General features: G+C 35.4%; 19 protein-coding genes and 1 pseudogene. 11 read left to right on the top strand and 9 right to left on the bottom strand.

Annotated features, from left to right (window positions below):
- Positions 1 to 110: 110 nt before the first annotated feature.
- The gene (locus Q0Q99_RS12470) at positions 111 to 548 is read left to right on the top strand and encodes a retropepsin-like aspartic protease (RefSeq protein WP_293896518.1); all 438 of its coding nucleotides are present in this window, start codon (positions 111 to 113) and stop codon (positions 546 to 548) included.
- Here the strand turns inward: Q0Q99_RS12470 and Q0Q99_RS12465 are convergent.
- Entirely contained in the window at positions 511 to 1758 is a 1248-nt protein-coding gene (locus Q0Q99_RS12465) for a TCR/Tet family MFS transporter (RefSeq protein ID WP_293896515.1), read from the bottom strand. The two genes, Q0Q99_RS12470 and Q0Q99_RS12465, sit on opposite strands and share 38 nt — an antisense overlap.
- Positions 1759 to 1902: 144 nt before the next feature.
- Between Q0Q99_RS12465 and Q0Q99_RS12460 the strand changes: the two genes are divergently transcribed.
- Positions 1903 to 2331, top strand: coding sequence for a hypothetical protein (locus tag Q0Q99_RS12460; protein ID WP_293896512.1), 429 nt, complete (start codon positions 1903 to 1905; stop codon positions 2329 to 2331).
- A gap of 69 nt (positions 2332 to 2400) precedes the next feature.
- On the opposite strand, the gene odhB is transcribed toward Q0Q99_RS12460, so the two are convergent.
- Both odhB and Q0Q99_RS12450 read right to left on the bottom strand, forming a co-directional pair.
- The gene (odhB, locus tag Q0Q99_RS12455; RefSeq protein ID WP_293896509.1) at positions 2401 to 3627 is read right to left on the bottom strand and encodes a 2-oxoglutarate dehydrogenase complex dihydrolipoyllysine-residue succinyltransferase; all 1227 of its coding nucleotides are present in this window, start codon (positions 3625 to 3627) and stop codon (positions 2401 to 2403) included.
- A 123-nt stretch (positions 3628 to 3750) separates the two neighbouring features.
- Positions 3751 to 6534 (bottom strand): 2-oxoglutarate dehydrogenase E1 component, encoded by a 2784-nt coding sequence (locus tag Q0Q99_RS12450; RefSeq protein ID WP_293896506.1) that lies wholly within the window; start codon positions 6532 to 6534, stop codon positions 3751 to 3753.
- A 116-nt stretch (positions 6535 to 6650) separates the two neighbouring features.
- Here Q0Q99_RS12450 and Q0Q99_RS12445 point away from each other — a divergent pair, with 116 nt between their 5' ends.
- The 3 genes from Q0Q99_RS12445 (at position 6651) to Q0Q99_RS12435 (ending at position 9545) form a co-directional block, all read left to right on the top strand.
- Positions 6651 to 7199, top strand: coding sequence for a hypothetical protein (locus Q0Q99_RS12445; RefSeq protein ID WP_293896503.1), 549 nt, complete (start codon positions 6651 to 6653; stop codon positions 7197 to 7199).
- A 241-nt stretch (positions 7200 to 7440) separates the two neighbouring features.
- Complete coding sequence (locus tag Q0Q99_RS12440; RefSeq protein WP_367175046.1) at positions 7441 to 8823, top strand: tyrosine-type recombinase/integrase; 1383 nt, start codon at positions 7441 to 7443, stop codon at positions 8821 to 8823.
- A gap of 101 nt (positions 8824 to 8924) precedes the next feature.
- Positions 8925 to 9545 carry a recombinase family protein gene (locus Q0Q99_RS12435; protein ID WP_293896500.1) on the top strand — a complete coding sequence of 207 codons (621 nt, stop codon included), beginning with the start codon at positions 8925 to 8927 and terminating at the stop codon, positions 9543 to 9545.
- A 21-nt stretch (positions 9546 to 9566) separates the two neighbouring features.
- Here the strand turns inward: Q0Q99_RS12435 and Q0Q99_RS12930 are convergent, their stop codons facing one another.
- Complete coding sequence (locus tag Q0Q99_RS12930) at positions 9567 to 9770, bottom strand: helix-turn-helix domain-containing protein (RefSeq protein WP_367175048.1); 204 nt, start codon at positions 9768 to 9770, stop codon at positions 9567 to 9569.
- A 207-nt stretch (positions 9771 to 9977) separates the two neighbouring features.
- On the opposite strand from Q0Q99_RS12930, the gene Q0Q99_RS12430 reads away from it, so the two are divergent.
- On the top strand, positions 9978 to 11954 hold the full coding sequence (locus Q0Q99_RS12430; RefSeq protein WP_293896497.1) for a kelch repeat-containing protein: 1977 nt from the start codon (positions 9978 to 9980) through the stop codon (positions 11952 to 11954).
- Positions 11955 to 12074: 120 nt separating this feature from the next.
- Here Q0Q99_RS12430 and Q0Q99_RS12425 read toward each other — a convergent pair whose 3' ends face one another.
- Positions 12075 to 12431 (bottom strand): hypothetical protein, encoded by a 357-nt coding sequence (locus tag Q0Q99_RS12425; protein WP_293896494.1) that lies wholly within the window; start codon positions 12429 to 12431, stop codon positions 12075 to 12077.
- Positions 12424 to 13398 (bottom strand): polyprenyl synthetase family protein, encoded by a 975-nt coding sequence (locus Q0Q99_RS12420; RefSeq protein ID WP_293896491.1) that lies wholly within the window; start codon positions 13396 to 13398, stop codon positions 12424 to 12426. The genes Q0Q99_RS12425 and Q0Q99_RS12420 overlap by 8 nt, the downstream gene beginning before the upstream one ends.
- 145 nt (positions 13399 to 13543) lie before the next feature.
- Between Q0Q99_RS12420 and Q0Q99_RS12415 the strand changes: the two genes are divergently transcribed.
- The 4 genes from Q0Q99_RS12415 to Q0Q99_RS12400 are packed head-to-tail and all read left to right on the top strand — an operon-like array spanning position 13544 to position 20100.
- A complete protein-coding gene (locus tag Q0Q99_RS12415; protein ID WP_293896488.1) occupies positions 13544 to 14140 on the top strand; it encodes a TetR/AcrR family transcriptional regulator in 597 nt (198 codons plus the stop codon).
- A 9-nt stretch (positions 14141 to 14149) separates the two neighbouring features.
- Entirely contained in the window at positions 14150 to 15496 is a 1347-nt protein-coding gene (locus tag Q0Q99_RS12410) for a TolC family protein (RefSeq protein ID WP_293896485.1), read from the top strand.
- A gap of 10 nt (positions 15497 to 15506) precedes the next feature.
- A complete protein-coding gene (locus tag Q0Q99_RS12405; protein WP_293896482.1) occupies positions 15507 to 16646 on the top strand; it encodes an efflux RND transporter periplasmic adaptor subunit in 1140 nt (379 codons plus the stop codon).
- 4 nt (positions 16647 to 16650) lie between these two features.
- Positions 16651 to 20100 (top strand): efflux RND transporter permease subunit, encoded by a 3450-nt coding sequence (locus Q0Q99_RS12400; protein WP_293896479.1) that lies wholly within the window; start codon positions 16651 to 16653, stop codon positions 20098 to 20100.
- Positions 20101 to 20165: 65 nt separating this feature from the next.
- Here the strand turns inward: Q0Q99_RS12400 and Q0Q99_RS12395 are convergent, their stop codons facing one another.
- Positions 20166 to 20510 carry a membrane-binding protein gene (locus Q0Q99_RS12395; protein WP_293896476.1) on the bottom strand — a complete coding sequence of 115 codons (345 nt, stop codon included), beginning with the start codon at positions 20508 to 20510 and terminating at the stop codon, positions 20166 to 20168.
- Positions 20511 to 20702: 192 nt separating this feature from the next.
- Complete coding sequence (locus Q0Q99_RS12390) at positions 20703 to 21695, bottom strand: TlpA disulfide reductase family protein (protein WP_293896473.1); 993 nt, start codon at positions 21693 to 21695, stop codon at positions 20703 to 20705.
- Positions 21696 to 21843: 148 nt separating this feature from the next.
- Here Q0Q99_RS12390 and aspS point away from each other — a divergent pair, with 148 nt between their 5' ends.
- Positions 21844 to 23595, top strand: a complete 1752-nt coding sequence (gene aspS, locus Q0Q99_RS12385; protein ID WP_293896470.1) for an aspartate--tRNA ligase — start codon at positions 21844 to 21846, stop codon at positions 23593 to 23595.
- Between the two features lie 24 nt (positions 23596 to 23619).
- Here the strand turns inward: aspS and Q0Q99_RS12380 are convergent.
- Positions 23620 to 23739: pseudogene (locus Q0Q99_RS12380) on the bottom strand (IS982 family transposase); the annotation flags it as partial.

The following is a 23739-nucleotide window of genomic DNA, read 5'->3' as shown; positions in this document are numbered from 1 at the left end:
GATAATATAATTCAAAGTGCCAAAGTTTATTAAAAAAATCCGTTCGGCAATGCCTCAGGTCAAAGTTTGCTGTTGATTTTTGAATTACATTTGACATCATTTTGCATTTTATGAAACAACTTCAGGAGATTCTAAAAAAAGAAAAATACAAGAAAATAAATTTCAAGGTTTCAAAAACACAGCATTTATTGATTAAGGCAAGCATTAATGGCGTTTCCGGAAATTTCATTTTAGACACTGGTGCTTCCAATAGTTGTGTTGGCTTTGAAGGCATTGAAAAGTTTGAATTAAAAGCCGGCAAATCGAAAACCAAAGCATCTGGTGCAGGAGCAACAGGAATGTTTACCCAATTGGCAAAAAATAATTCGATGCAGATTGGTCGATGGAAAACTGCCGATTTGCACTTAGTCATTTTTGATTTGTCGCATGTGAATGAGGCGTTGCAACAATACAAAGCCAAACCGGTTCACGGCATTATTGGTGCGGATATTTTATTGGAAGGCAAAGCGATTATTGATTATTCGAGCCATTGTTTGTATTTGAAGTAGCGTGTTTCTTCAAAGAGTAAATAGCGATAATAGTACTCAGCAACATCAAAAAACTTCCCAATAAAAACGGCGCGCCCGCAAATTGAAATGGTGCTTCTTTATGGGTAAAGAAATAAAAGGTATTAGTCATCATTGGCGGACCAATAATAGCAGAGGCGCTCATCAAACTTGCTAACGTTCCCTGAATTTCACCTTGCTCATTAGCCGGAACTTTTGCAGAAATGGTAGCCTGTAATGCCGGACCCGCAATGCCTCCTAAGCAATACGGAACTAGAAATACAAACATCATCCAGCTTTGTGTAGCAAAAGCAAAAAGCAACATTCCAATCGTATATAAAGCCAAACCGATATAGATACTTTTTTCATTCCCCAGTCTTGGGCTTGTCCATCGAATTAATCCGCCCTGCACAATTCCGACTAAAAGTCCAACTACGCCAAGCGAAATTCCGACCATTTTTTCATCCCATTTAAAACGATACATCGTGAAAAAACTCCAGTTGCTGTGAACAGCGTGCGAACCAACATACAAAAGAAAAATTGCCAAAATCAAACCAATTAATGATGGATACTTTTTTAGATTTAAGAATGCAGTAATAGGATTGGCGCGTTTCCATTCAAATTCTCGTCTGTTCTTTTTAGACAACGATTCAGGCAAAATAAAATAGCCATAAAGGAAATTCAACATACACAAAATTGCCGCAGCATAAAACGGAACTCTTGACCCAAATTGCCCAAGCAATCCGCCAATTACAGGTCCTATAATAAATCCCAAACCAAAAGCAGCACCAATCATTCCAAAGTTCTTTGCTCTGTTTTCAGGTGTGCTTACATCAGCAATATAGGCAGAAGCAGTTGTAATGCTTGCACCTGTTAAACCTGCAATAATTCTTCCGACAAATAGCCAAACTATAGTTGGTGAAAAAGCCAACAAAAGATAATCCAGTGCAAAAGCGAAAAGTGAAATCAAAATAATCGGACGCCGTCCATATTTATCACTCAAATTTCCAATTAAAGGAGCGCAGACAAACTGGGTTATGGCATATGCAAAAGTAAGCCATCCTCCATATTTTGCGGCTTCACTGATATCGCCATGAATAAGTTCTTCAATTAATTTGGGGATAACGGGAATGATAATTCCCCAACCTGTAATATCGATAAGCATCGTGATAAAAATAAATCCGATTGCTGCTTGTTTTTGGTTTTTCTTCATAGCGCATAAAAATACAAAAAACATAAAACAAATAACAAATAGATTTTTGCAGTTTATCACTTCAACAAATAATTAAGAATATGCTTGCTTTATTAAAGTTAATTTTTATTTTCACAATCAATAACATTATAAAAACAAAACATTATGAAAAAATTATTTTTATTCGTTTCTGCAGTTGCATTAACTGTGTCATTAAACTCATGTTCAAGTGATAGCGGTGGCGGAAGCTCAATGAGCATGAAAGTTGGTGGAGTTAAAAAAAGCTTTAAAACAGTAGCGTATTCATCTGCTGGAACAACATCAGTGTATGGTTATATCGGTAACATTGACACTCCAACTGAATCAGTAGATTTTAATGTTGAAGCTGGTACTGGTGCTGATAAAATCACTGGATTTTATTATGACAACACTACAGATAGCTACTCACCAGTAACTTTTACATCAAATGTTACAAAAAATAGTGCAAGCTCGGTTAAAGGAACTTTTTCTGGAACTTTAGAGCCGTTCTCTGGTGGTACTAACGTAGTTATTACTGAAGGTACTTTTTCTTCTAGTGTAACTGCAGCTCCATAATATCATTTTAAACACTTAAAAAAAGCCGTTTAGAAATTCTAAACGGCTTTTTTATTTAATAGTTATTTATTAAAGTTCCAATGCTTTCTTGACATTGTTATCCATTAATAATTCTTCTGGTTTTTCTAACGCTTCCTTCACAGCCACTAAGAATCCAACCGACTCACGCCCATCAATGATTCTGTGGTCATAAGACAATGCTACGAACATTACTGGTGCAATAACGATTTGACCCTTTTTTACAATTGCTCTTTCTACAACATTGTGCATTCCAAGAATTCCTGATTGTGGCGGATTGATGATTGGCGTGCTCAACATGCTTCCAAAAACACCACCATTTGAAATGGTAAAAGTTCCACCAGTCATTTCATCAACCGTGATTTGTCCGTCACGGGCACGAATAGCCAATCGTTTGATTTCAGCTTCAATACCTCGAAAAGATAGAGTTTCAGCGCTTCTCATTACGGGAACCATTAATCCTTTTGGGCCTGAAACTGCTACAGAAATATCACAGAAATTGTATGATATTTTTTCCTGACCGTCTATCATTGAGTTAACGTCAGGATATAGTTGTAATGCTCTGGTGACTGCTTTAGTAAAGAAGGACATAAAGCCCAGTCCTAAACCATGTTTGGTCTTAAATTCTTCCTTGTATTGTTCTCGCAAAGCATAGATTGCGGTCATATCCACTTCGTTGAAAGTTGTCAACATCGCGGTTTCATTTTTAGCAGCTACCAAACGTTCTGCAACTTTACGCCGCAACATTGATAATTTTGTTCTTTCCGAACCACGATTTCCGCCAGTTGGTGTTCCCATTGAAGGCACTGCATTTACGGCGTCATCTTTGGTAATTCTTCCGTCTCTTCCGGTTCCGACAACATCAGATGGCTGGATGCTTTTCTCGTCTAATATTTTTTTAGCCGCCGGCGATGGTGCCTGAGCAGCGTATGTTTTGGTAGCTACGGGAGCAGCTTTTACCTCTTCTTTTTTTGGAGTTTCTGCAACTACTGGCGCAGTTTTAACTTCTTCTTTTGCAGGAACTGAAACAGTTGGTTTAGCAGCATCAGTATCAATTAAACAAACAACTGAACCAACAGCAACTGCATCGCCTTCTTCGGCTTTAAGTGTGATTATTCCACTTGCTTCTGCTGGTAATTCCAAAGTTGCTTTGTCTGAATCAACCTCAGCTATGGCTTGGTCTTTTTCTACATAGTCGCCATCTTTTACTAACCAGGTAGCGATTTCAACTTCTTTTATCGATTCTCCCGGTGATGGGACTTTCATTTCTAAAATCATAGTTGTATATTTTAGTTTGTGTTCTATTTTATGTTTTTTCTAGCCCTGATGGAAGTGGTATCCTTTTGCTGGCTTCTTCAGCCAGTAAAAGATATAACGGACAGCAGGATTAGCTTCTAATTATTATCTAAATAAATTTTTATCAAATACCATTCTGATGGCATCGGCATGACGTCTTCTGTCTCGTGTGTGACTTCCTGCTGCCGGTGCGGCATAGGCTTTAAGCGATGCCAATCTCCATTTTACTAAATCGAAATTCATCAACATATAGCTGTAAGCTCCCATATTCTTTGGTTCTTCCTGTGCCCAAACGAAATCGTCGGCATTTGGATAATTTTTGATTATTGCTTTCAACTGCTCGGTTGGCAACGGAAATAATTGTTCGATACGAACCAAAGCTACATCATTTCTGCCTTGAATTTCTCTTTCGGCAAGAATATCATAATAGAATTTTCCGGTACAGAAAACTACGGTTTTTACTTTTTTCTTATCTACAGATTTGTCATCAATCGTTTCCTGGAATTGTCCTTTGTATAATTCCTCACGCGTTGAAACACATAGCGGATGGCGCAACAAACTTTTTGGTGTAAACACAACAAGAGGTTTACGGAATTTTGTTTTCATCTGACGGCGCAACAAGTGGAAGAAATTCGCAGGTGTTGTGCAATCAGCCACGAACATATTGTGACGCGCACAAAGTTGCAGATAACGTTCCATACGTGCCGAAGAGTGCTCTGCTCCCTGGCCTTCATAACCATGAGGCAACAAAAGAACGATACCGTTTTGGTTGTTCCATTTGTCTTCACCGCACGAAATATATTGGTCAATCATGATTTGGGCACCATTGGAGAAATCCCCAAATTGTGCTTCCCAAATTGTCAATGCATTTGGATTGGTCAAGGCATAACCGTAATCAAATCCTAAAACACCATATTCTGAAAGCAGGGAATTAAAAATATTGAACTTCCCTTTTTTATCTTTTATTGTATCCAAAAGAACAACTTCTTCTTCGCTGTCTTCAACTTTTACAACAGCGTGACGATGTGAAAATGTTCCTCTTTCTACATCTTGTCCTGATACGCGAACATCATAACCTTCGGTCAATAATGAACCGTAAGCTAATGTTTCGGCGGTTCCCCAATCGATGACATCGTTGTCATACATGGTTTTTCTATCGGTAACAATTTTTGAAATTTTGCTGATGAATTTTTTATCAGATGGCAATGTAGAAACCGAAACGATGATTTCATCTAATTTCACTTTGTCAAAAGTTGTATCAACTTTTTTCAACATCTCATCGTCAGAAACCTGAACATATCCTTTCCATTCGTCCTGCAAAAATGGTTTGATAATAGTTAAATGTTTTTTGCGGGAAGCCTGCAGATTTTCATCCAGATTCTCTTTGTATTCGTTTTCTATTTTGGTCAAATAGGCAGCATCAACGATTCCGGCAGCAATTAATTTCTCTGCATAAATCTCTCTTGGATTTTGATGTTTTGCTATCAATTTGTATAAAACAGGTTGGGTAAAACGTGGCTCATCGCCTTCATTGTGACCATATTTTCTATAGCCTAATAAATCAATAAACACGTCCCGACCAAATTCCATACGGAAATCTAAAGCAAAAAGTATCGCGTGAACAACCGCTTCTGCATCATCTGAATTTACGTGAAGTACCGGCGACAAAGTAACTTTAGCAACATCAGTGCAATAAGTTGACGAACGGGCATCTAAATAATTGGTCGTAAATCCAACTTGATTGTTGATTATAATATGAATCGTTCCTCCGGTTTTGTATCCGTCAAGCTGCGCCATTTGAACAATTTCGTATACAATTCCCTGTCCGGCAACGGCAGCATCACCGTGAACGGCAATTGGCAATATTTTTGAAAAATCGTTAGGGAAATATTTGTCTTGTTTGGCACGGGTAATTCCTTCAATAACAGCTCCAACAGTTTCCAAATGCGAAGGATTCGGCGCCAGATTGATATTGATTTTTTTGCCTGTTTTTGTTTTTCTTTCCGATGTCAGACCTAAGTGATATTTTACATCGCCATCAAAGTATTCCTGGTCGTAATCTTTCCCGTCAAACTCTGAAAAAATATCTTGTGTTGGTTTGTGAAAAATATTGGCAAGTATGTTCAATCTTCCCCTGTGTGCCATTCCCATTACAAATTGCTCTACACCTTTCTCGGCTGCAGCATCAATCAAAGCGTCTAATGCCGGAATAATGCTTTCCCCACCTTCCAGTGAGAACCGTTTTTGACCCACATATTTCGTGTGCAAAAAATTCTCAAAAGAAACCGCTTCGTTGAGTTTTCCTAAAATATGTTTTTTTTGTTCGTTATCGAAATTCGGAAGATTATCATTTATGTTTATCCTATCCTGAATCCATTGTATAATCATTGGATTTCTCATGTACATGTATTCGATGCCAATGTGTTGGCAATACACATTTTTCAGATGATTTAGGATTTCCTGAAGTGTCTGAGGTTTGTGTTCCAAAATTTTAGCGGCATCAAAAACCGTATTTAAATCGGCTGCCGACAAATCAAAATTTTCTAAGTCCAATGTTGGCGTAAAAGTCCTTCTTTCCCGAACGGGATTAGTTTCCGTAAAAAGGTGTCCGCGCGTTCTGTAACCATCTATTAGTTTCAGAACATTAAATTCTTTTTGAAGTTTGTCTGAAACTTGTCCATTTTGAGGAACACTGGCGGCATAAGTAGCCAATTCAACCACCGAAGCCTCGGTAGCATTTTCTTCATTAAAAGTCGTCATTCCAAAGTCGAAACCTTGAAAAAAAGCTCTCCAACTTGGCTCAACGCTATCTGGATTTTGAAGGTATTGTTCGTATAAATCGGCGAAAAATTCGGTATGTGCTGCGTTTAAAAAGGAAAACCTATCCATAAAATATAATTGAATGTCCGGATTTGTATAATAGTTTGGCAAAAGTACGATAAATGCATAAAATTATTAATTATTTTAAATACTTTTATCTTTTAAAAATTTAATCGAAAAGATCCATGAAATCCTCTATATTAATTGGTTGCACGAAAACAGTTTTTCTATTAGTTCTTCTCCTATTCACTTGCCCATTTTATGCGCAGGAGAAACCTTTGCCCAAAGCTAAAACCGGCGATTTTTGGAGTAAAGTTCAGGTTGGTGGAGGCTTTGGATTAGCGATTGGCAATGATTACACTGACATAACAGTTGCACCAAGTGCCATCTACAATTTTAATGAACATTTTGCCCTTGGTTCCGGTTTACAATATAGTAATCTGAAACAAAAACACTATTATTCTTCGAATGTTTATGGCGGAAGTTTGATTGGATTATATAATCCGATAGAGGAAATTCAGCTTTCATTAGAGTTAGAAGAAGTAAGTGTCAATAACCAATACATGGATTTGGGAGGCAATTTAAAAGAAAGTTTTTGGAACACCGGTTTGTTTGTTGGCGCCGGTTATCAGGAAGGGAATGTAACGCTTGGCGCGCGTTTCAACGTGCTTTTTGACAAGAACAAAAATGTTTATGGCGATGCGTTTATGCCGTTTGTAAGGGTGTTCTTTTAAAAGAAGCCCAACGCGCCGCCTGGCCCTCTTCGCTAAAAATACCCACTAGGCATTTTTTTAACGCTCCATCCTATTCCTAAACCAAACTTTCTATTAGCATTTATAAAAACATATATAATTAACAATCAATTATATATGTTTTTTGTTTTACAACTTTATCATGCTTAAACGACACAAAAACGACACCAATTATTTTGTTTTAGTTTAAATTTCCATACTTTTGAATTAAGAAATTAAGCAAATGACAAAATCAATAATCCTCCATCAAATAAACACAGAAAACAAGGGAACCCTTTTTATACGTTTTTTTGACGGACACGGAAACAAAAAACTTATATCGTTAAAATTCAAAATGTTTAAAAAGGATTTTGAAAAATCATATAACAAAGAATTTTTATTGTTTAGCAGAAACCAAAATTTCAATCATACTGAAATCAACAATAAAATCAAAGAATACGAAAACTATAACCCTTTTTTACAAACTTATACTGGAACAAATCTTTCTTTAACTGACTATTTCAGTAAGGAAATTAATAACACTACTAAACAATCAACCAAAACCACAAATAAATATGTTTTAAATTCATTAAAAGAATTTAGGAAGGTCGTGTACTTTGAAGACTTAAATCTGGATTTTATGTCAGCGTATAAAAATTTCCTTACTCATAAAAGAACTTCAAAACCTTTAAAAAATTCAACTATAAAGAAATACATTACCGTAATAAAAACAATTTGCAATAACGCAAAACGACAAGGGTATAAAATAAACGAGAGTACTTTTGATTTTAAGATTGGTAAAGATGAAAGAATTAACAATAAAGTTTTAACCAAAGAAGACATCGAAATAGTAAACAATATTAGTAAGGATCAAAAGTATTTTGTTGAAAAGAACTTGTTTCTATTCTCTTTGTATGGACAGGGTTTAAGAATTTCCGATAGTTTATTTATTAAAGCAGAAAATTTCAAAAATTCCCACATAGAAATTGGAATGACAAAAACTAAAAACAACATTCATATCCAATATTCGGATAAAATTATGGATGTTTTAATGGATGTTTTAGATGCCCCAAATCCAATAAAAAAATTCAAATTACAAAACGCAAAGATTTACTTAATACAACAAACAGAAGAAACCTTAACAGAGAGATATTCCGGCGACACAAAGAAAAAAAAACAAGTTCAAAAAGAGATTTTAAATAATTTGCTGAAAAACAAATATGAGGAATTTAATGTCAAGGAAAATATATTGAAAACCATAAGAGATAACTACAAACCAAATGACTTTATTTTCAAAGGATTATTAAATGAATACTATTGTAAGAACTCAAACAAGGTTGAAATTGATTATGACGCATGGAAAAGTTCCCAAAATGCAATTAAAGGTTTCAATCAACGATTAAAAGTTATGGCAAAGTTGTATAAATTATCCGTTGGAGATAATATTAGTTCTCATTCCGCTAGATATACCTTTGTAAATCTTCTGTTGGAAAAAAATACAAACATTTACTTGATAAGTAAGGCACTTGGGCATTCAAGTCTCGGAATAACAGAGAGATACATCAAACGAAATTTTGGAGCAGAAAGACTAAACATAACACAAACCTTATCAAACATTTTCGATTAAATTGTACCATACCACAAAGTGTATCATTTTAATCAATAAAGTTATGGTTTAACGATACACTTTCCGTATCTTTGTAATATAAAATATTAAAACGATACACTATGAAGGTGGTTATATATTCAAGGGTTTCAACAAATAGTCAGGATTACAAAAGACAAACAGAGGAATTGCTAGAGTTTTCAAAAACTATGAATTATGAGGTTGTTTCTATTTTTGAGGAAAAGATTTCCGGAGGCAAAACAAACGAGGAACGTCCAGAACTTATGAAAATGATAAACTTTATCAAGTACAATGAAATTGATAAAGTTCTTTGCTGGGAGTTAAGTAGATTAGGAAGAAACACTATTGAGGTTCTTAAAACTATTGAGTTGTTAAACGAAAATTGTATATCCCTTTATATTAAAAATCACAACATCGAAACCTTAAACGATAAATGTGAAATTAACCCAATGTCCCAGTTCTTAATTCAAATCCTAACTTCGGTTAGTGAAATGGAAAAAACTCAAATTCGACAAAGGATAAAATCGGGTTATGAAAGTTTTAGAAAAAATGGCGGGAAAGTTGGAAGAAAGGAAGGATTTAAGAAAGATAATGAAACCCTTTTAGCTGAACACAAAGACGTTGTTAAATTATTGAAACAAGGTTATTCGGTTAGAAAGACAATGAAATTAACGGATAAGAGTAGCGGGACTATTCAAAAGATAAAAAAGATAATTTCCTAACAAAGAAAACCCCAAAATACATCAAACCTCTTTATCAAACTCAAACATTAAAGACATATCAACGGACAAACCCTTTGATAATGATTTGATAGTACATATTGTTGGATTTATTACACCTCTTTCAATTCGAGTAATTTGTGGTAATGAAACTTCTGCCAAATTAGCCAGTTCCTCTTGGGATATACCTTTTCCCTCTCGCATTTTTTTTAAATGTTTCCCAAACAATACTAAATACTCTTTGTCCTTTGTGTATATCAATTCTTACAGGGTATTACTCTGTAAAATTGGTTTAATCATACATGATTTATCTAATCATGTATGATTAGTTTGAAATTAATCTTTATATTTATCGCAAATAATCAAGTAGTTGAAACAATTAATGTTTTATATTAGTTGAGGGTTTTCCTCTTATTTTTAATAAAAAATTTTACAATGAAAAAAATTTTACTTTTAATAGGGTTTGTTTCCCTTACAATGAATGCGCAAGCTCCTTCTATCCAATGGCAAAAAACATTAGGTGGAACTGGATATGATAATGCCAATAGCATTCAACAAACAGCAGACGGAGGTTATATAGTAACTGGCAATACTCAATCTAATGATGGTGATTTAACAGGAAACCATGGCGGTCAAGATGTCTGGGTAATGAAACTTAATAGTGTAGGTACTATCCAATGGCAAAAAACATTAGGAGGAACAGGAAATGAAACCTCCAATAGCATTCAACAAACTACTGATGGCGGTTATATATTAGCAGGATCAACAACTTCCAATAATGGTGATGTATCTGGAAATCATGGCAGTAATGACTTTTGGGTGGTAAAACTTAATAGTGCGGGTATTATACAATGGCAAAAAGCTTTGGGGGGATTATCAAATGACCAAGGTTATAGTGTTCGACAAACCTCGGATGATGGTTATATCGTAGTAGGTTCTACTACCTCTGTTGATGGTGATGTAATTGGTGGTGTTTCAGGTAATGCTACAGATATTTGGGTAGTGAAACTTAATAGTGTAGGAGATATAACTATGCAAAAAAAATTAGGAGGGTTAGGTAATGAGATTGCTTATAGTGTTCAACAAACCTCTGATGGTTATTTATTAGCAGGTTCTACTGATTTAAGTAGCAATACTTTTGTAGTTGGAAATGGTGGTTATGATGCGTGGGTAATGAAAATTAACAATAGTGGTTCAATCATTTGGAAAAAAGCTTATGGAGGAAATAGTGATGATTATTTTTATAGTATTCAACAAACTACCGATGGTAATTATATATTAGCAGGTTCTAGTGATTCTAATAATGGTGATGTAACTGGAAATCATGGAGGTGATGACTTTTGGGTAGTGAAAATTTTCAGTTCCAATGGTGATGTACAATGGCAAAATTCATTTGGAGGAACTGGGGGTGAAAAAGCTAAAAGTGTACAACAAACGACCGATGGAGGTTATATAATAGTTGGTGCTACAGACTCTAGCGATGGTGATTTAGCAGGAAATAATATAGGAGTAGGAGGTGCTAATACTTGGATTGTGAAACTATACAATAATGGAACTTTACAATGGCAAGAAACATTAGAAGGAAGTGGAGCTGAAATAGGCAATAGCATTCAACAAACCACAGACGGAGGTTATATAATAGCAGGTTTTACAAATTCTAATGATGGAGATGTAATAGGAAACCATGGTAATTTTGATGCATGGGTGGTAAAATTAGAACTAGACCCTACGCCAACAGCAGGATTTTGTCAAGCATTTACTTTTTCAGATTTGAATAATATGAATATAGCTAGGGGACTTATATCTTCTACTACCGACGGCAGTAATATTTATGTCTGTAATGGCTTTTCCCCAGCAGTAAATTATACCACTCAAATCGAAAAATACAATATCGCAACCAATACGTGGTCTGTCTTTTCAAACACCAATGCAGGATTAAGATATTCTTCGGCAGAAGTAGTTGGAAATAAACTTTATGTTTTCAATGGTATTCCAAGTAGTACAACCTTCAATAATAAAATGGAAGTAATAGATTTAACTACTGGTGTTGTTACTTATTCAACTGACAATCCATCACCAGTTTATTCCGCAGGTTCATCGGTTTGGGATGGTAAAATATATTCATTTGGAGGTACTGGTAGCTCTGGAAATTCAGCTAAATTATATGTTTTCGATCCTCTATTGCAAACTTGGACACAATTAGCAGATATGCCCCAAGCCAAACAATGTAAAGGAGAAATAATCAATGGTAAATTATATGTCATTGGTGGTTTTGATGGCTCCTCTTTGACAGGAATTGATTGTTACGATATTCAAAATAATACCTGGTCTCACTTGATGGATATGCCAGCAAGTAATTCAGCAAATGCCACTTCTGTTTTTCAAAATAAAATATGGGTTATTGGAGATTAAATGACTAAAAATAGGTTTTGTATATAAATGTATTTACAAAATTAAATCTTTAAAACGACACTAAAAACGACACATAATAAACAATTGGATTTTATATTATTGATTTACAATACTTTATAATTAAAAGCGATTTCTAAACCAAACTTTCATCCATTCCCGTTTTAAAATCAGGAAAGAAACTTGTTCTGAAAGTTCAACCAAATCGGAACCATCCAACTGCTTTATCGTTTCTTCGGGGACATCAATGATATAAAGCAGATTTAAATATTCTGCAAATTTATATTGAATCAGGCGGTAAATTTTTTCGTGTAACTGTACTTTCAACTCTTGCGCTGAAGTACTTTTCGGAAAATCAATTGCTTCGTTTGCCAAGTTGAAATCCTTGTTGATTTGTTCAATTAGTTTGGAATATAGGTTTTCTTTCTCGGCTTCCGAAAGTAAATCATCAGTGGATATTGGAGCAACAAAACTAGACATTTCGGCTCATTAAATTTTCGCCAAAAGTTTTGAGAATCACTTTTTTATCATTCCCAATATTCATCTGATTCAATGTTTCCAGCGCTTTTAAAGTATAATTTTCAATGGCTTTCTGAGTGGCTTTTGATGCTCCTGTTTGATTAAAGATTTCCTTAACCGAATTGATTTTATCCATATTTTCATTTGGCTGAATAGAAAATAAATGCAACAATTGCTCTTTTTCATCAGCTGTTGCAAACTCCATTGCTTTAAGATACAAATAGGTTTTTTTATTTTCGATTATATCGCCGCCAACTTGCTTTCCAAAAGTTTCGGGATTGCCAAAAGCATCTAAATAATCATCCTGTAGCTGAAACGCAATTCCCAAATTCAATCCGAAATCATAAATCGCATTTGCATTTTCTACAGAAGTTTCTGCAACTATAGCGCCCATTTTCATGGAAGCACCAACTAAAACTGCGGTTTTACACTCAATCATTTTCAGATATTCGGCAATTGTAACATCGTCACGCGTTTCAAAATCGACATCGTATTGTTGCCCTTCACAAACTTCCAAGGCTGTTTTACTGAATAATTTTGCTAATTCCCTAAAAATCTTTGGTTCATATTCTTCAAAATACTGATACGCTAAAATAAGCATTGCATCGCCTGAAAGAATTCCGGTGTTGAGATTCCATTTTTCATGCACCGTTTCATTTCCTCTTCGCAATGGCGCATCATCCATAATATCGTCATGAATAAGAGAAAAATTATGAAAGACCTCTACGGCAGTAGCTGCTGCCAATGCTTTTTGGCAATCAACATCAAAGACTTCGGCACTCATTAACGTCAAAACCGGACGCAATCTTTTTCCGCCAAGCGAAAGAATATATTGAATTGGTTCGTATAGATTTTTTGGCTCTTTTCGTAAAGCTAAGGAATTAAAATGGGCTGTGACTATGTCCTGATAATAGGTTATCGCGTACATGAAATATATTTTCGGCTAATTTAGGTTATTCTTACCGCATTACAAAAGTGTGTTTCGCCAATGTTAAATTTACGTTAATACATTGGAAACTATTTTAGTGTTACAAGTTTCCAACTTACTTTTGCGCCATAATTTAAACCGTATCATGAAAGATAAAATCATCAAAAAAGCGACCGACATGTTCTTAAAACTTGGCTTTAAGAGTGTTACTATGGATGATATTGCGTGTGAGATGTGTATTTCCAAAAAAACAATTTACAAATATTTCAGTAACAAGGAAAGATTAATTGAAGAGGGAACTGAAGTCATACACCAAAAAATCCATGCATTAATGGAAGAAGTGATTTCTCAAAATCACAACGCCATTGCCGAAAATTTTCAAATGCGCGAAATGTTTAAACAAATGTTCCAGTCTTTTGATCATTCGCCAGCGTACCAACTTAAAAAGCATTATCCTGAGATTTATGACAAAATGATTTGCAATGAAATTGAAGACTGCAGTCAGATGTTTCGTCAGAATATTGAAAAAGGAATTGTTGAGGGTTTGTACCGCAAGGAAACAGACATTGAAGCTTCGGTGAAATTTTACTATACTTTGATTTTTTCGATAAACGAAAATACAATGATGGAAAAAGATGCTTACGAACTTGAAGCCAAAGCGCTCGAATACCACACCAGAGCTATTGCAACTCCAAAAGGAATTTTAGAATTACAAAACCAATTAAATAATCTCAATACTTAATCATCATCTATGAAAAACAAATTTATACTAATCATTCTAATTTTTGTGGGCATTTTAAAGGCACAGGACAAAAATGAGAGTTATTCTTTTAGCCTGCAACAAGCTATTGATCATGCGCTTGAGCATAATTATTCGGCAATCAATGCTAATAGAGATATCGCATCTGCCAAACAGAAAAAATGGGAAACAACTGCTGCCGGTTTGCCACAAATTAGCGGAAGTGCTAACTATCTGAATAATTTCGATTTTACGTTACAAGGAATCTCCGGAAATGCTTTTAATCCTTCCGGCAGTCCTGACGATATAAGTTTGGTAGCCTTTGGTACAAAACAATCAATGAATTCGGGTTTAACATTGAGCCAGTTGCTTTTTGATGGTTCCTATATTGTAGCACTTCAGGCCGCAAAAACTTATTTGAGATATTTTGAAAACGCGAAGCAGAAAACCAACACCGAAATTCGTGAAATGGTTGTTAATGCTTATGGAAATGTATTATTGGCCGAAGAAAGTGTAGCCATTCTAGAAAAAAACAAAGCTACTTTATCAAAAACTTTAGGCGATACAGAAGAAACTTTTAAAAACGGTTTGATTGAAGAGGAAAATGTGGAGCAGTTGCAAATTACGTTGGCCTCTATCAATAGTAACCTAAGCAACGCCCAAAGGTTGCAAAATGTAGCTATGAAAATGCTGAAGTTCACTTTAGGAATGGAAATCAACGACGATTTGACGCTGACAGATAAATTAGACGCGCTTTCATTATCCAATTTGGAATTGGCGTTTAGTCAAGATGAATTCTTGGCAACCAACAACATCAATTATCAAATTGCAACGAACTTTACGCAGCAACGTTCGTTAGAATTGAAGTTGCAAAAAAGCAAAGCTTTGCCTTCGCTTGGTGCCGCTCTTAACTTTGGTTACAATTCATTTTCTAATGATTTTTCATTTGCCGATAAAGACCAAAAATGGAACAAATTTTCAAATCTTGGTGTAAGTTTAAGTGTTCCAATATTCAGCAGCTTTGGAAGACAGGCTAAAACCCAACAGGCTAAAATTGCTTTGGAGCAAGCCAAAACGCTTCTTACGCAGACAGAGCAACAGTTGAAACTACAATATGAAAAAGCGAAAAGTGAATACGAATTCAGCGTTGAAGAATATGCAACAAACAAAAGTAATCTAAACTTAGCTGAGCGTATCGAAAGAAAACAACAAATCAAATTTACCGAAGGCTTATCGTCAAGCTTTGACTTCAGCGAAGCACAAAGACAATTGTATACCGCACAACAAAACTACCTGCAGTCGATGGTGAATATCATTAATAAAAAAGCAGCTTTAGAAAAAATATTAAACAAAAACTAACCTTTCACAAATGAGAAAAATAATTATATTATCTGCACTGTCACTAGTACTTTTTGCCTGTTCCAACGGAGCAAAAACTGAAAGTATTGACGATTTAATCAAAAGCAAAAACGTGAAAGCGTTAAATGAAAAGAAAACCGCACTTCAGGCAGAAATTGCCAAAATTGAAGTTGGCTTAGCAACTTTGGATGTTAAAAAAGAAGAGGCTTTGGTTTCGGTTTTAACTGTAAAAGACACTATTTTTAATCACTATCTAGACATTCAGGGAAATGTTGACACCAAAGAAAATATCCTTGTCCAACCTGAATTCAGCGGAATATTGACTTCGCTTACGGTCAAAGCTGGTGACAGAGTTTCAAAAGGCCAAGTTCTTGGACGAGTTGACGATGCGGGAATGAGTTCACAATTAGCAAGTGCCGAAAACCAATACAATTTATCTAAAACAACATTTGAAAGACAAAAAAATCTTTGGGACAAAAAAATCGGTTCCGAAATTCAGTATTTACAAGCACAAACGCAGATGGTTTCTGCCCAAAAACAGGTTTCACAGATTAGGGCTCAACTATCAAAAACAGTTATCCGTGCGCCATTTACAGGAACAATTGACGAGGTTTTTGTAGAGAAAGGTCAAGTTGTCGGACCAAGTACAACGGGTTTAATGCGGATTGTAAACCTTGGAAACATGTATGTTTCAACTTCAGTTCCTGAAACCTACATCGGAAAAATAAAAGTCGGTGATCAGGTTGATGTTTATTTGACTTCGTTAGGAAAAACCTATAAAGGAAAAGTACGTCAGGTGGGAAATTTTATCAACCCAAACAACAGAAGCTTTGGTATTGAGGTGAGCGTTCCGAATCCGGAAAACTTGTTGCGCCCAAATCAGGTTGCAAAGCTTAAAATCACAGATTATACAAGTAAAGATGCAATTGTAGTTCCAACCAATGTAATTCAGGAAGATGGAAAAGGCGACAACTATGTGTATGTTTTGGAAGGAAGTAACGGCAAAATCGGAACAGCCAAAAAAGTAGTTGTTACCATTGGGAAATCGTCGGATAATGTAACCGAAGTTTTAAGCGGTTTATCTACAAACGACATTATTGTTACAGAAGGTGTGAATACAATTTCAGAAGGAATGAAACTTAATTTCTAAAAACATGTCACACAAAAGCAAAGAATTTAGTATATCAAGTTGGGCTGTCGACAATCGTGTCACGGTTTATATTCTGACCTTATTAATCGTAATCACCGGTGTTATTGCCTATGTTACGATGCCGCGTGAAGATTTTCCGGAAATCATTGAAAACAAAGTATACATCTCATCCGTTTTCCCGGGAAATTCAGCTGAAGATGTAGAAAAATTGATTGTCAAGCCGCTTGAAAAAGCAATTAAGAATATCAGTGGCGTTGATAAAGTAACCGCAAGTTCGTTTCAGGATTACGGAATGATTGTGGTTGAGTTTAGCGATAAAATAGGAATTGAAGAAGCCAAAGTCAAAATAAAAGACAAAGTTGATATTGTAAAAGCCGATACTGATTGGCCCAATCTGGACAACGGAAGTAAGGTGGAACCAAGTGTTTTTGAATTAAATATTTCGGAAGAAGTGCCGATTTTAAACATCAACATGCAAGGAAATTACACCACTCAACAGTTGAAAGACTACGGTAAAAAACTGCAGGACGATATTGAAGAAATTTCGGAAGTCAAGAAAGTCGACATTCTTGGTGTTGATGATAAAGAAGTAGAAATCGCTGTCGATATATTCAAAATGACTGCGGCACAAGTTTCGTTTGACGACATTCAAAATGCGGTGAAGTATGAAAACATGACGCTTTCGGGCGGAAATTTAACATCGCAAGGTTCACGAAATAACATCAGAATTGTTGGTGAAATTAAAGATCCAAAAGAACTCGAAAATGTCATTGTAAAACACAATAACGGAACTGTTTATCTAAAAGACATCGCTACAATATCCTTTAAGGAAAAAGAAAAAACCACCTATGCGCGTGAAAAAGGTGAAGAAGTTGTGATGTTAAATGTGAAAAAACGTTCGAATCAAAATATGATTTCTGCTATTGATCAAGTAAAGGAAAAAATCAAATTGGCACAGCAAAATTACTTGCCAAAAGATTTGAAATTAAAACTGACCAACGACCAATCATCCCGTGTGGAGCATCAGGTTGATGAGTTGTCGAACCACATTATTTTCGGAATTGTCCTGGTGATGATTGTGCTGATGTTTACTATGGGATTACGAAATTCGTTATTCGTTGGGGCAGCAATTCCATTGTCGATGATGATGGCATTTACCATTCTTTCTGCATTTGGTTTGACCTTGAATACGATGGTTCTCTTCGGATTGGTGATGGGATTGGGAATGCTTGTTGACGACGGAATTGTAGTTGTTGATAACGTTTTTGCCAATATGAAAAAAGGAATGCCGAGAATTCAGGCGTCTAAAGTTGGTATTGGCGAAATTGCCTGGCCGGTTATTTCCTCTACAGCAACAACTTTAATGGCGTTTTTACCATTCGCGCTCTGGCCTGGAACGATGGGTAAATTCATGAAATATTTCCCGATTACGCTAACCATAACATTGAGTGCTTCGCTATTCGTTGCAATGGTTGTAAATGCTGCCATGACTGGTGGTTCAATGGATATTGAAGATAAAAATGTTACTAAAAAATCAGCTAAAACCTATTCTATAATCTTCACAATTATTGCTGTGATATTTGTATTGCTTGGCAATATTTACGATTCGAAATTCGCGAGAGCGATTGGACATTTAGCGATAATTTCACTTGGATTAATGTGGTTGTATAAAATCAAATTATACCAATGGACACAGGATTTCCAACATAGCTTTTTTCCAAAAATGGAGAAGAAATACCAAAGCTTCTTATCAAAAATCTTAACCGGAAGAAATGCCTGGATTGCGTTGGGAACTATAATTGGAATGTTATTTTTATCATTCGCACTATTGAAAGTTTTCCCGAGAAAAGTATTGTTCTTCCCTGATAATATTCCGAATCAGGCGATTGTATATATCGAATATCCGCAAGGAACAGACATCGAAAAAACAAACAAAGCAACCACATTTGTAGAAAAACAAGTGATTGGCATTTTGAGCAAATATATCGATCCAAAAACAAACGAAAATTTCTTAGCAGAAAGTATCGTTTCTCAAATTGGTATTGGTGCCGGAAATCCAAATGTTGATGCCGGGAATTCTTCTGAAACGCCTTTTAAAGGAAAAGTAACAGTGAATTTCTCCGAGTTTAAATTCAGAAGAGGTTATAATACTTCTGATGTTTTAGAAGAAATCAGAGCAAAAGTTAAAGGAATTGCCGGTGCAAATGTAACGGTTGAAAAAGATGCCAATGGCCCGCCAGCTGGTTATCCAATCAGTATTCAGTTAACCGGAACCGATTATGATGTGATGCTAAAAGAAGCTGACAAAATGATTGCTTTTGTTGACTCTAAAAACATTCCGGGAATTGAAAAATTGAACGTTGACGTTAATAAAGAAAGTCCGGAACTTGAAGTAAAAGTAGACAGAGTTAATGCCGGAAGCGTTGGTGTTTCTACAGGTCAGTTAGGTTTTAACTTGCGTCGTTCAGTTTACGGACAGGAAATTTCGACATACAAAGAAGGCGATGACGATTATAACATCGTGGTTCGTATGCAGGAAGATCAGCGTAAAAGTGAAAACATCCTTTTCAATCAGTCAATAACGTTCAGAAATCAGAGTAACGGACAAATTGTTCAGGTTCCGATTTCGGCAGTGTCACAAACCGAGAAAACGAATACGTACAACCAAATCAAAAGAAAACAATACAAACGAATCCTGACTATTTATTCAAATGTACTGACAGGTTTTAATGGGGACGAAATTACCAAACAAATCGGCAGCGAACTGAACGGCTACAAAATGCCAAAAGAGGTAACCTATTCGTTTTCGGGCGTGCAGGAAGAACAAGGAAAAAATCAAAGTTTCTTATTTTATGCGCTGTTCCTGGCAATGGCCGGAATCACCCTAATCATCGTGCTTCAATTTAATTCGGTGTCCAAAACTATTGTGATTTTGTTTACGGTAATATTGAGTTTCAGTGGTGTTTTCTATGGCTATATCATTGCCAATATGGATTTCGTAATCCTGATGACAATGATGGGAATTATTTCCCTGGCCGGAATTGTGGTGAAGAACGGAATTGTATTAATGGATTTCTTTGTCTTGCTTTTGGATAAAAAAATGGCCGATAAAGGTGTTGAATCGCACAACGATTTATCGCTCGACGAAATAAAAGAAGTAATCATCGAAAGTGGAAAATCGCGTTTACGTCCGGTGTTATTAACCGCACTGACAGCAGTTTTGGGATTAATTCCGTTAGCAATTGGATTAAACTTTGACTTCTTCGGATTGATAACCGATTTGAATCCGCACTTATATATGGGTGGTGACAATGTTATTTTCTGGTCGCCATTGGCATGGACCATCATTTTCGGATTGACATATGCTACAGTATTAACTTTAGTAATGGTTCCGGTAATGTTCTACTTAGTGAAAAGAACAAAATACTGGATTAGAGACAGAAGAGCAGTGTAAATGGATTATAAAAATAAAAGGGAACTCAATTTGAGTTCCCTTTTACATTATAATAATAACTTTTTTTAATTTCTAACTAATGCATCCTGTTTCCAAGATTTAACCGAAGCTACTCTGCTATTAGAATAATCTACTTCGCTTAGTGACTTATCGCTCCAGAAAAACCATTTCCCGGTTTTTTCTCCGTTAGCATATTCTCCAATTGATTTTTTATTTCCATTAGTATCATAAGCAACCCAACTTCCTTCTAATTTGCCATCCTTAAAATGACCCTGTTGCTGGATTTGACCATTATCATAATAGTAAGTCGCTTTTACCATGTTACCTTCTTGTTCCAAAACTGGTTTCGCTGTTTGTGCAAAAGTTAATGCTGATATTGCTAAAGCACCAATGATCATTATCTTTTTCATAGTTGTAGGTTTTAAGTATTCATAATTACATAACAAATGTATATATTATTTTACATTAAAAAAACTTTTACTTAACAATTTGGTAACATTGAGTGAAAATTTAACATTGGGATTTTTTTAAAACACAAAATCCAACCTCTTAATTACTAAGAAATTGGATTTTTAAAGTTCCTGGTGAGCAATTTTGCTCTGCTAATTCAGTAACGAATCTAATAGTTTTTGTAGTCTTGGGTCAGAAGGTCTTGCGGCATCAGCATCTACAACTTTTCCGTATGGATCAATTAATAAAAATCTTGGAATCGTATTCACCTCAAATGCTTTTATAAAATCAGAAACTGGAGTTTTTCCTGCATATAATTGAGTTCCACCCAATCCTTTTTCTGTTACAAACGTTTTCCATTTCTCGTGATCTTTATCCGCATCAACAGAGACACTCACGAATTCTATGTTTTTCGCGTGATATTTTTCTTCAACCAATTTTAATGACGGAATTTCAGCACGACAAGGTCCGCACCAAGTTGCCCAAATGTCTATGTAGACATATTTTCCTTTTAAGCTTTCTAAAGTTGTTTTTCCTCCGGCATGATTTTCAAAATCAAAGTTAGGTGCCGCAATATTATTTAATTTCTTTTTTGCTTGTGACATAGAATAATACTGCTGTAATTCGGCAATTTTTGACACATTATTCTTCTTTTGAAGTGCAACAAAATTAGAATCTAATTTCGCTTTTTCTAAATGAATCAAATCAGAAGCTATAATTTCATTGACTTGCTTCGTAAATTCTTCTTGATTTGATTTTAGTAACGATTCAAAATTAATTTTACTATCTAATAAAGTGCTTTTCGCTAAATAATTGTTTTCGGTTGCTCCATTTCCCGAAAAAGTAATGGATTCATCAAACATCGCAGCATCCATTTTTAAATCTAAATCATATCCGGGTTTTAAATAAAGGTCGGCATATTCAACTCCATCAAACATTTGATACATTCCTTCTTTTGTTTCAAACGAATCATTAAAAGCGCCTTCTTTGTTTAATTTAATTTCTTTTACAATAGTGTTATTGTCTTTTATAAATAATACATCACTGTTTTTGTTTGAAATTTTTCCGTGAAATAAAACTTTCTGTTGCGAGAAACTAGTGGTTGTGTAAACTATTGAAAGTAAAAGCAAAAATATATTTTTCATGATAGATAAAAATTTAAATTAATAATTCAAAAATACTTTTTTATTTCATCTAAATCAGAATTTTAACACAATTTTTCTCGGATAATTTGGATTGAAGAATTCAACGTTAATTTGATTTTTGTTTTTACTTTTGCAAAAAATTATTCTAATGTACAGAAGTCATAATAATGGTGAATTAAACGCCACTCATATCAATAAAGAAGTAACGCTTGCGGGCTGGGTTCAAAAATCCCGTGATAAAGGATTTATGATTTGGGTTGATTTGCGTGACCGTTACGGAATTACGCAATTAATTTTTGACGAACAACGAACTGATAAAATTGTTTTTGAAAAAGCTAAATCGCTCGGAAGGGAATTTGTAATTCAGGTTAAAGGAACTGTTATTGAGCGTGAATCTAAAAATGCCAATATGACTACTGGTGATGTTGAAATCCTGGTTTCAGAATTAAACATTTTAAACTCAGCTATAACGCCACCCTTCACGATTGAAGACGAAACTGACGGTGGTGAAGACATCAGAATGAAATACCGCTATCTCGACATCCGAAGAAATCCGGTTAAAAACGCATTGCTTTTCCGCCATAAAGTGGCTATGGAAGTTCGAAAATATTTATCTGATTTGGATTTTTGCGAAGTTGAGACGCCGTATTTAATCAAATCTACTCCGGAAGGCGCGAGAGATTTTGTAGTTCCGAGTCGAATGAATCAAGGGCAGTTTTATGCTTTACCACAATCGCCACAAACCTTCAAGCAATTATTGATGGTCGGCGGAATGGACAAATATTTCCAAATTGTAAAATGTTTCCGTGACGAAGATTTACGCGCTGACAGACAGCCAGAGTTTACTCAAATCGATTGTGAAATGGCATTTGTTGAACAGGAAGATATTTTAAATGTTTTTGAAGGTCTGACACGCCATTTATTAAAAGAATTAAAGGGAGTTGAAGTAGCACAATTTCCAAGAATTACCTACGATTACGCTATGAAAACTTACGGAAATGACAAGCCCGATATTCGCTTTGACATGAAGTTTGGCGAATTAAACTCCGTTACTCAACATAGAGATTTTGGAGTTTTCAATTCAGCTGAATTGGTAGTCGGAATTGCCGCCCCCAATTGCGCTTCATTTACAAGAAAAGAAATCGACGCGTTAATTGATTGGGTTAAACGTCCACAAATAGGCGCATCCGGAATGGTATATGTAAAATGTGAAGAAGACGGAACGTTTAAATCTTCAGTTGATAAATTCTACGACCAAGACGATTTAACCAGTTGGGCAAAAATTATCGGAGCCAAAGCAGGCGATATGATATTTGTGCTTTCCGGCCCAACCGATAAAACCCGTACACAGCTTTCGGCACTTCGTATGGAATTGGCAACACGTTTAGGACTAAGAAATGCGGAAGTTTTTGCGCCATTATGGGTTGTTGATTTTCCATTATTGGAATGGGATGAGGAAAGTGGTCGATATCATGCGATGCATCATCCGTTTACGTCTCCCAAACCGGAAGACATGAAACTGATTGAAACCGAACCAGGAAAAGTTCGCGCCAATGCATATGATATGGTGTTGAATGGAAATGAAATTGGTGGTGGATCAATTAGGATTCACGACAAAGAACTGCAAAGCAGGATGTTTTCACTATTAGGGTTTTCTCAGGAACAAGCTGAAGATCAATTTGGTTTTTTGATGAATGCTTTCCAGTTTGGTGCGCCGCCACATGGTGGATTAGCATTTGGACTTGACAGATTAGTAGCAATTTTGGGTGGACAGGAAACAATTAGGGATTTTATCGCTTTCCCGAAAAACAATTCCGGTAGAGACGTTATGATCGATGCCCCTTCGGCAATTGATGAAACTCAGTTAAAAGAATTATGTATTAAATTGGATTTAAAGTAATTAATATTAACCCGTTGGGTGTAATTAAATAATTTGATTTTTAATATTGTTTATTGGTCTATCAAATATGAATTTATTGATATATTGAACCAAAGTTAATGCTGTTATTTTAGCTAAAATTCTTGTTTTAAATCCTTCAAAAGA

Source organism: Flavobacterium sp. (assembly GCF_025352425.1).
In the GTDB taxonomy this organism is placed as follows: domain Bacteria; phylum Bacteroidota; class Bacteroidia; order Flavobacteriales; family Flavobacteriaceae; genus Flavobacterium.
This window is presented reverse-complemented; position numbering and strand designations above follow the sequence as displayed.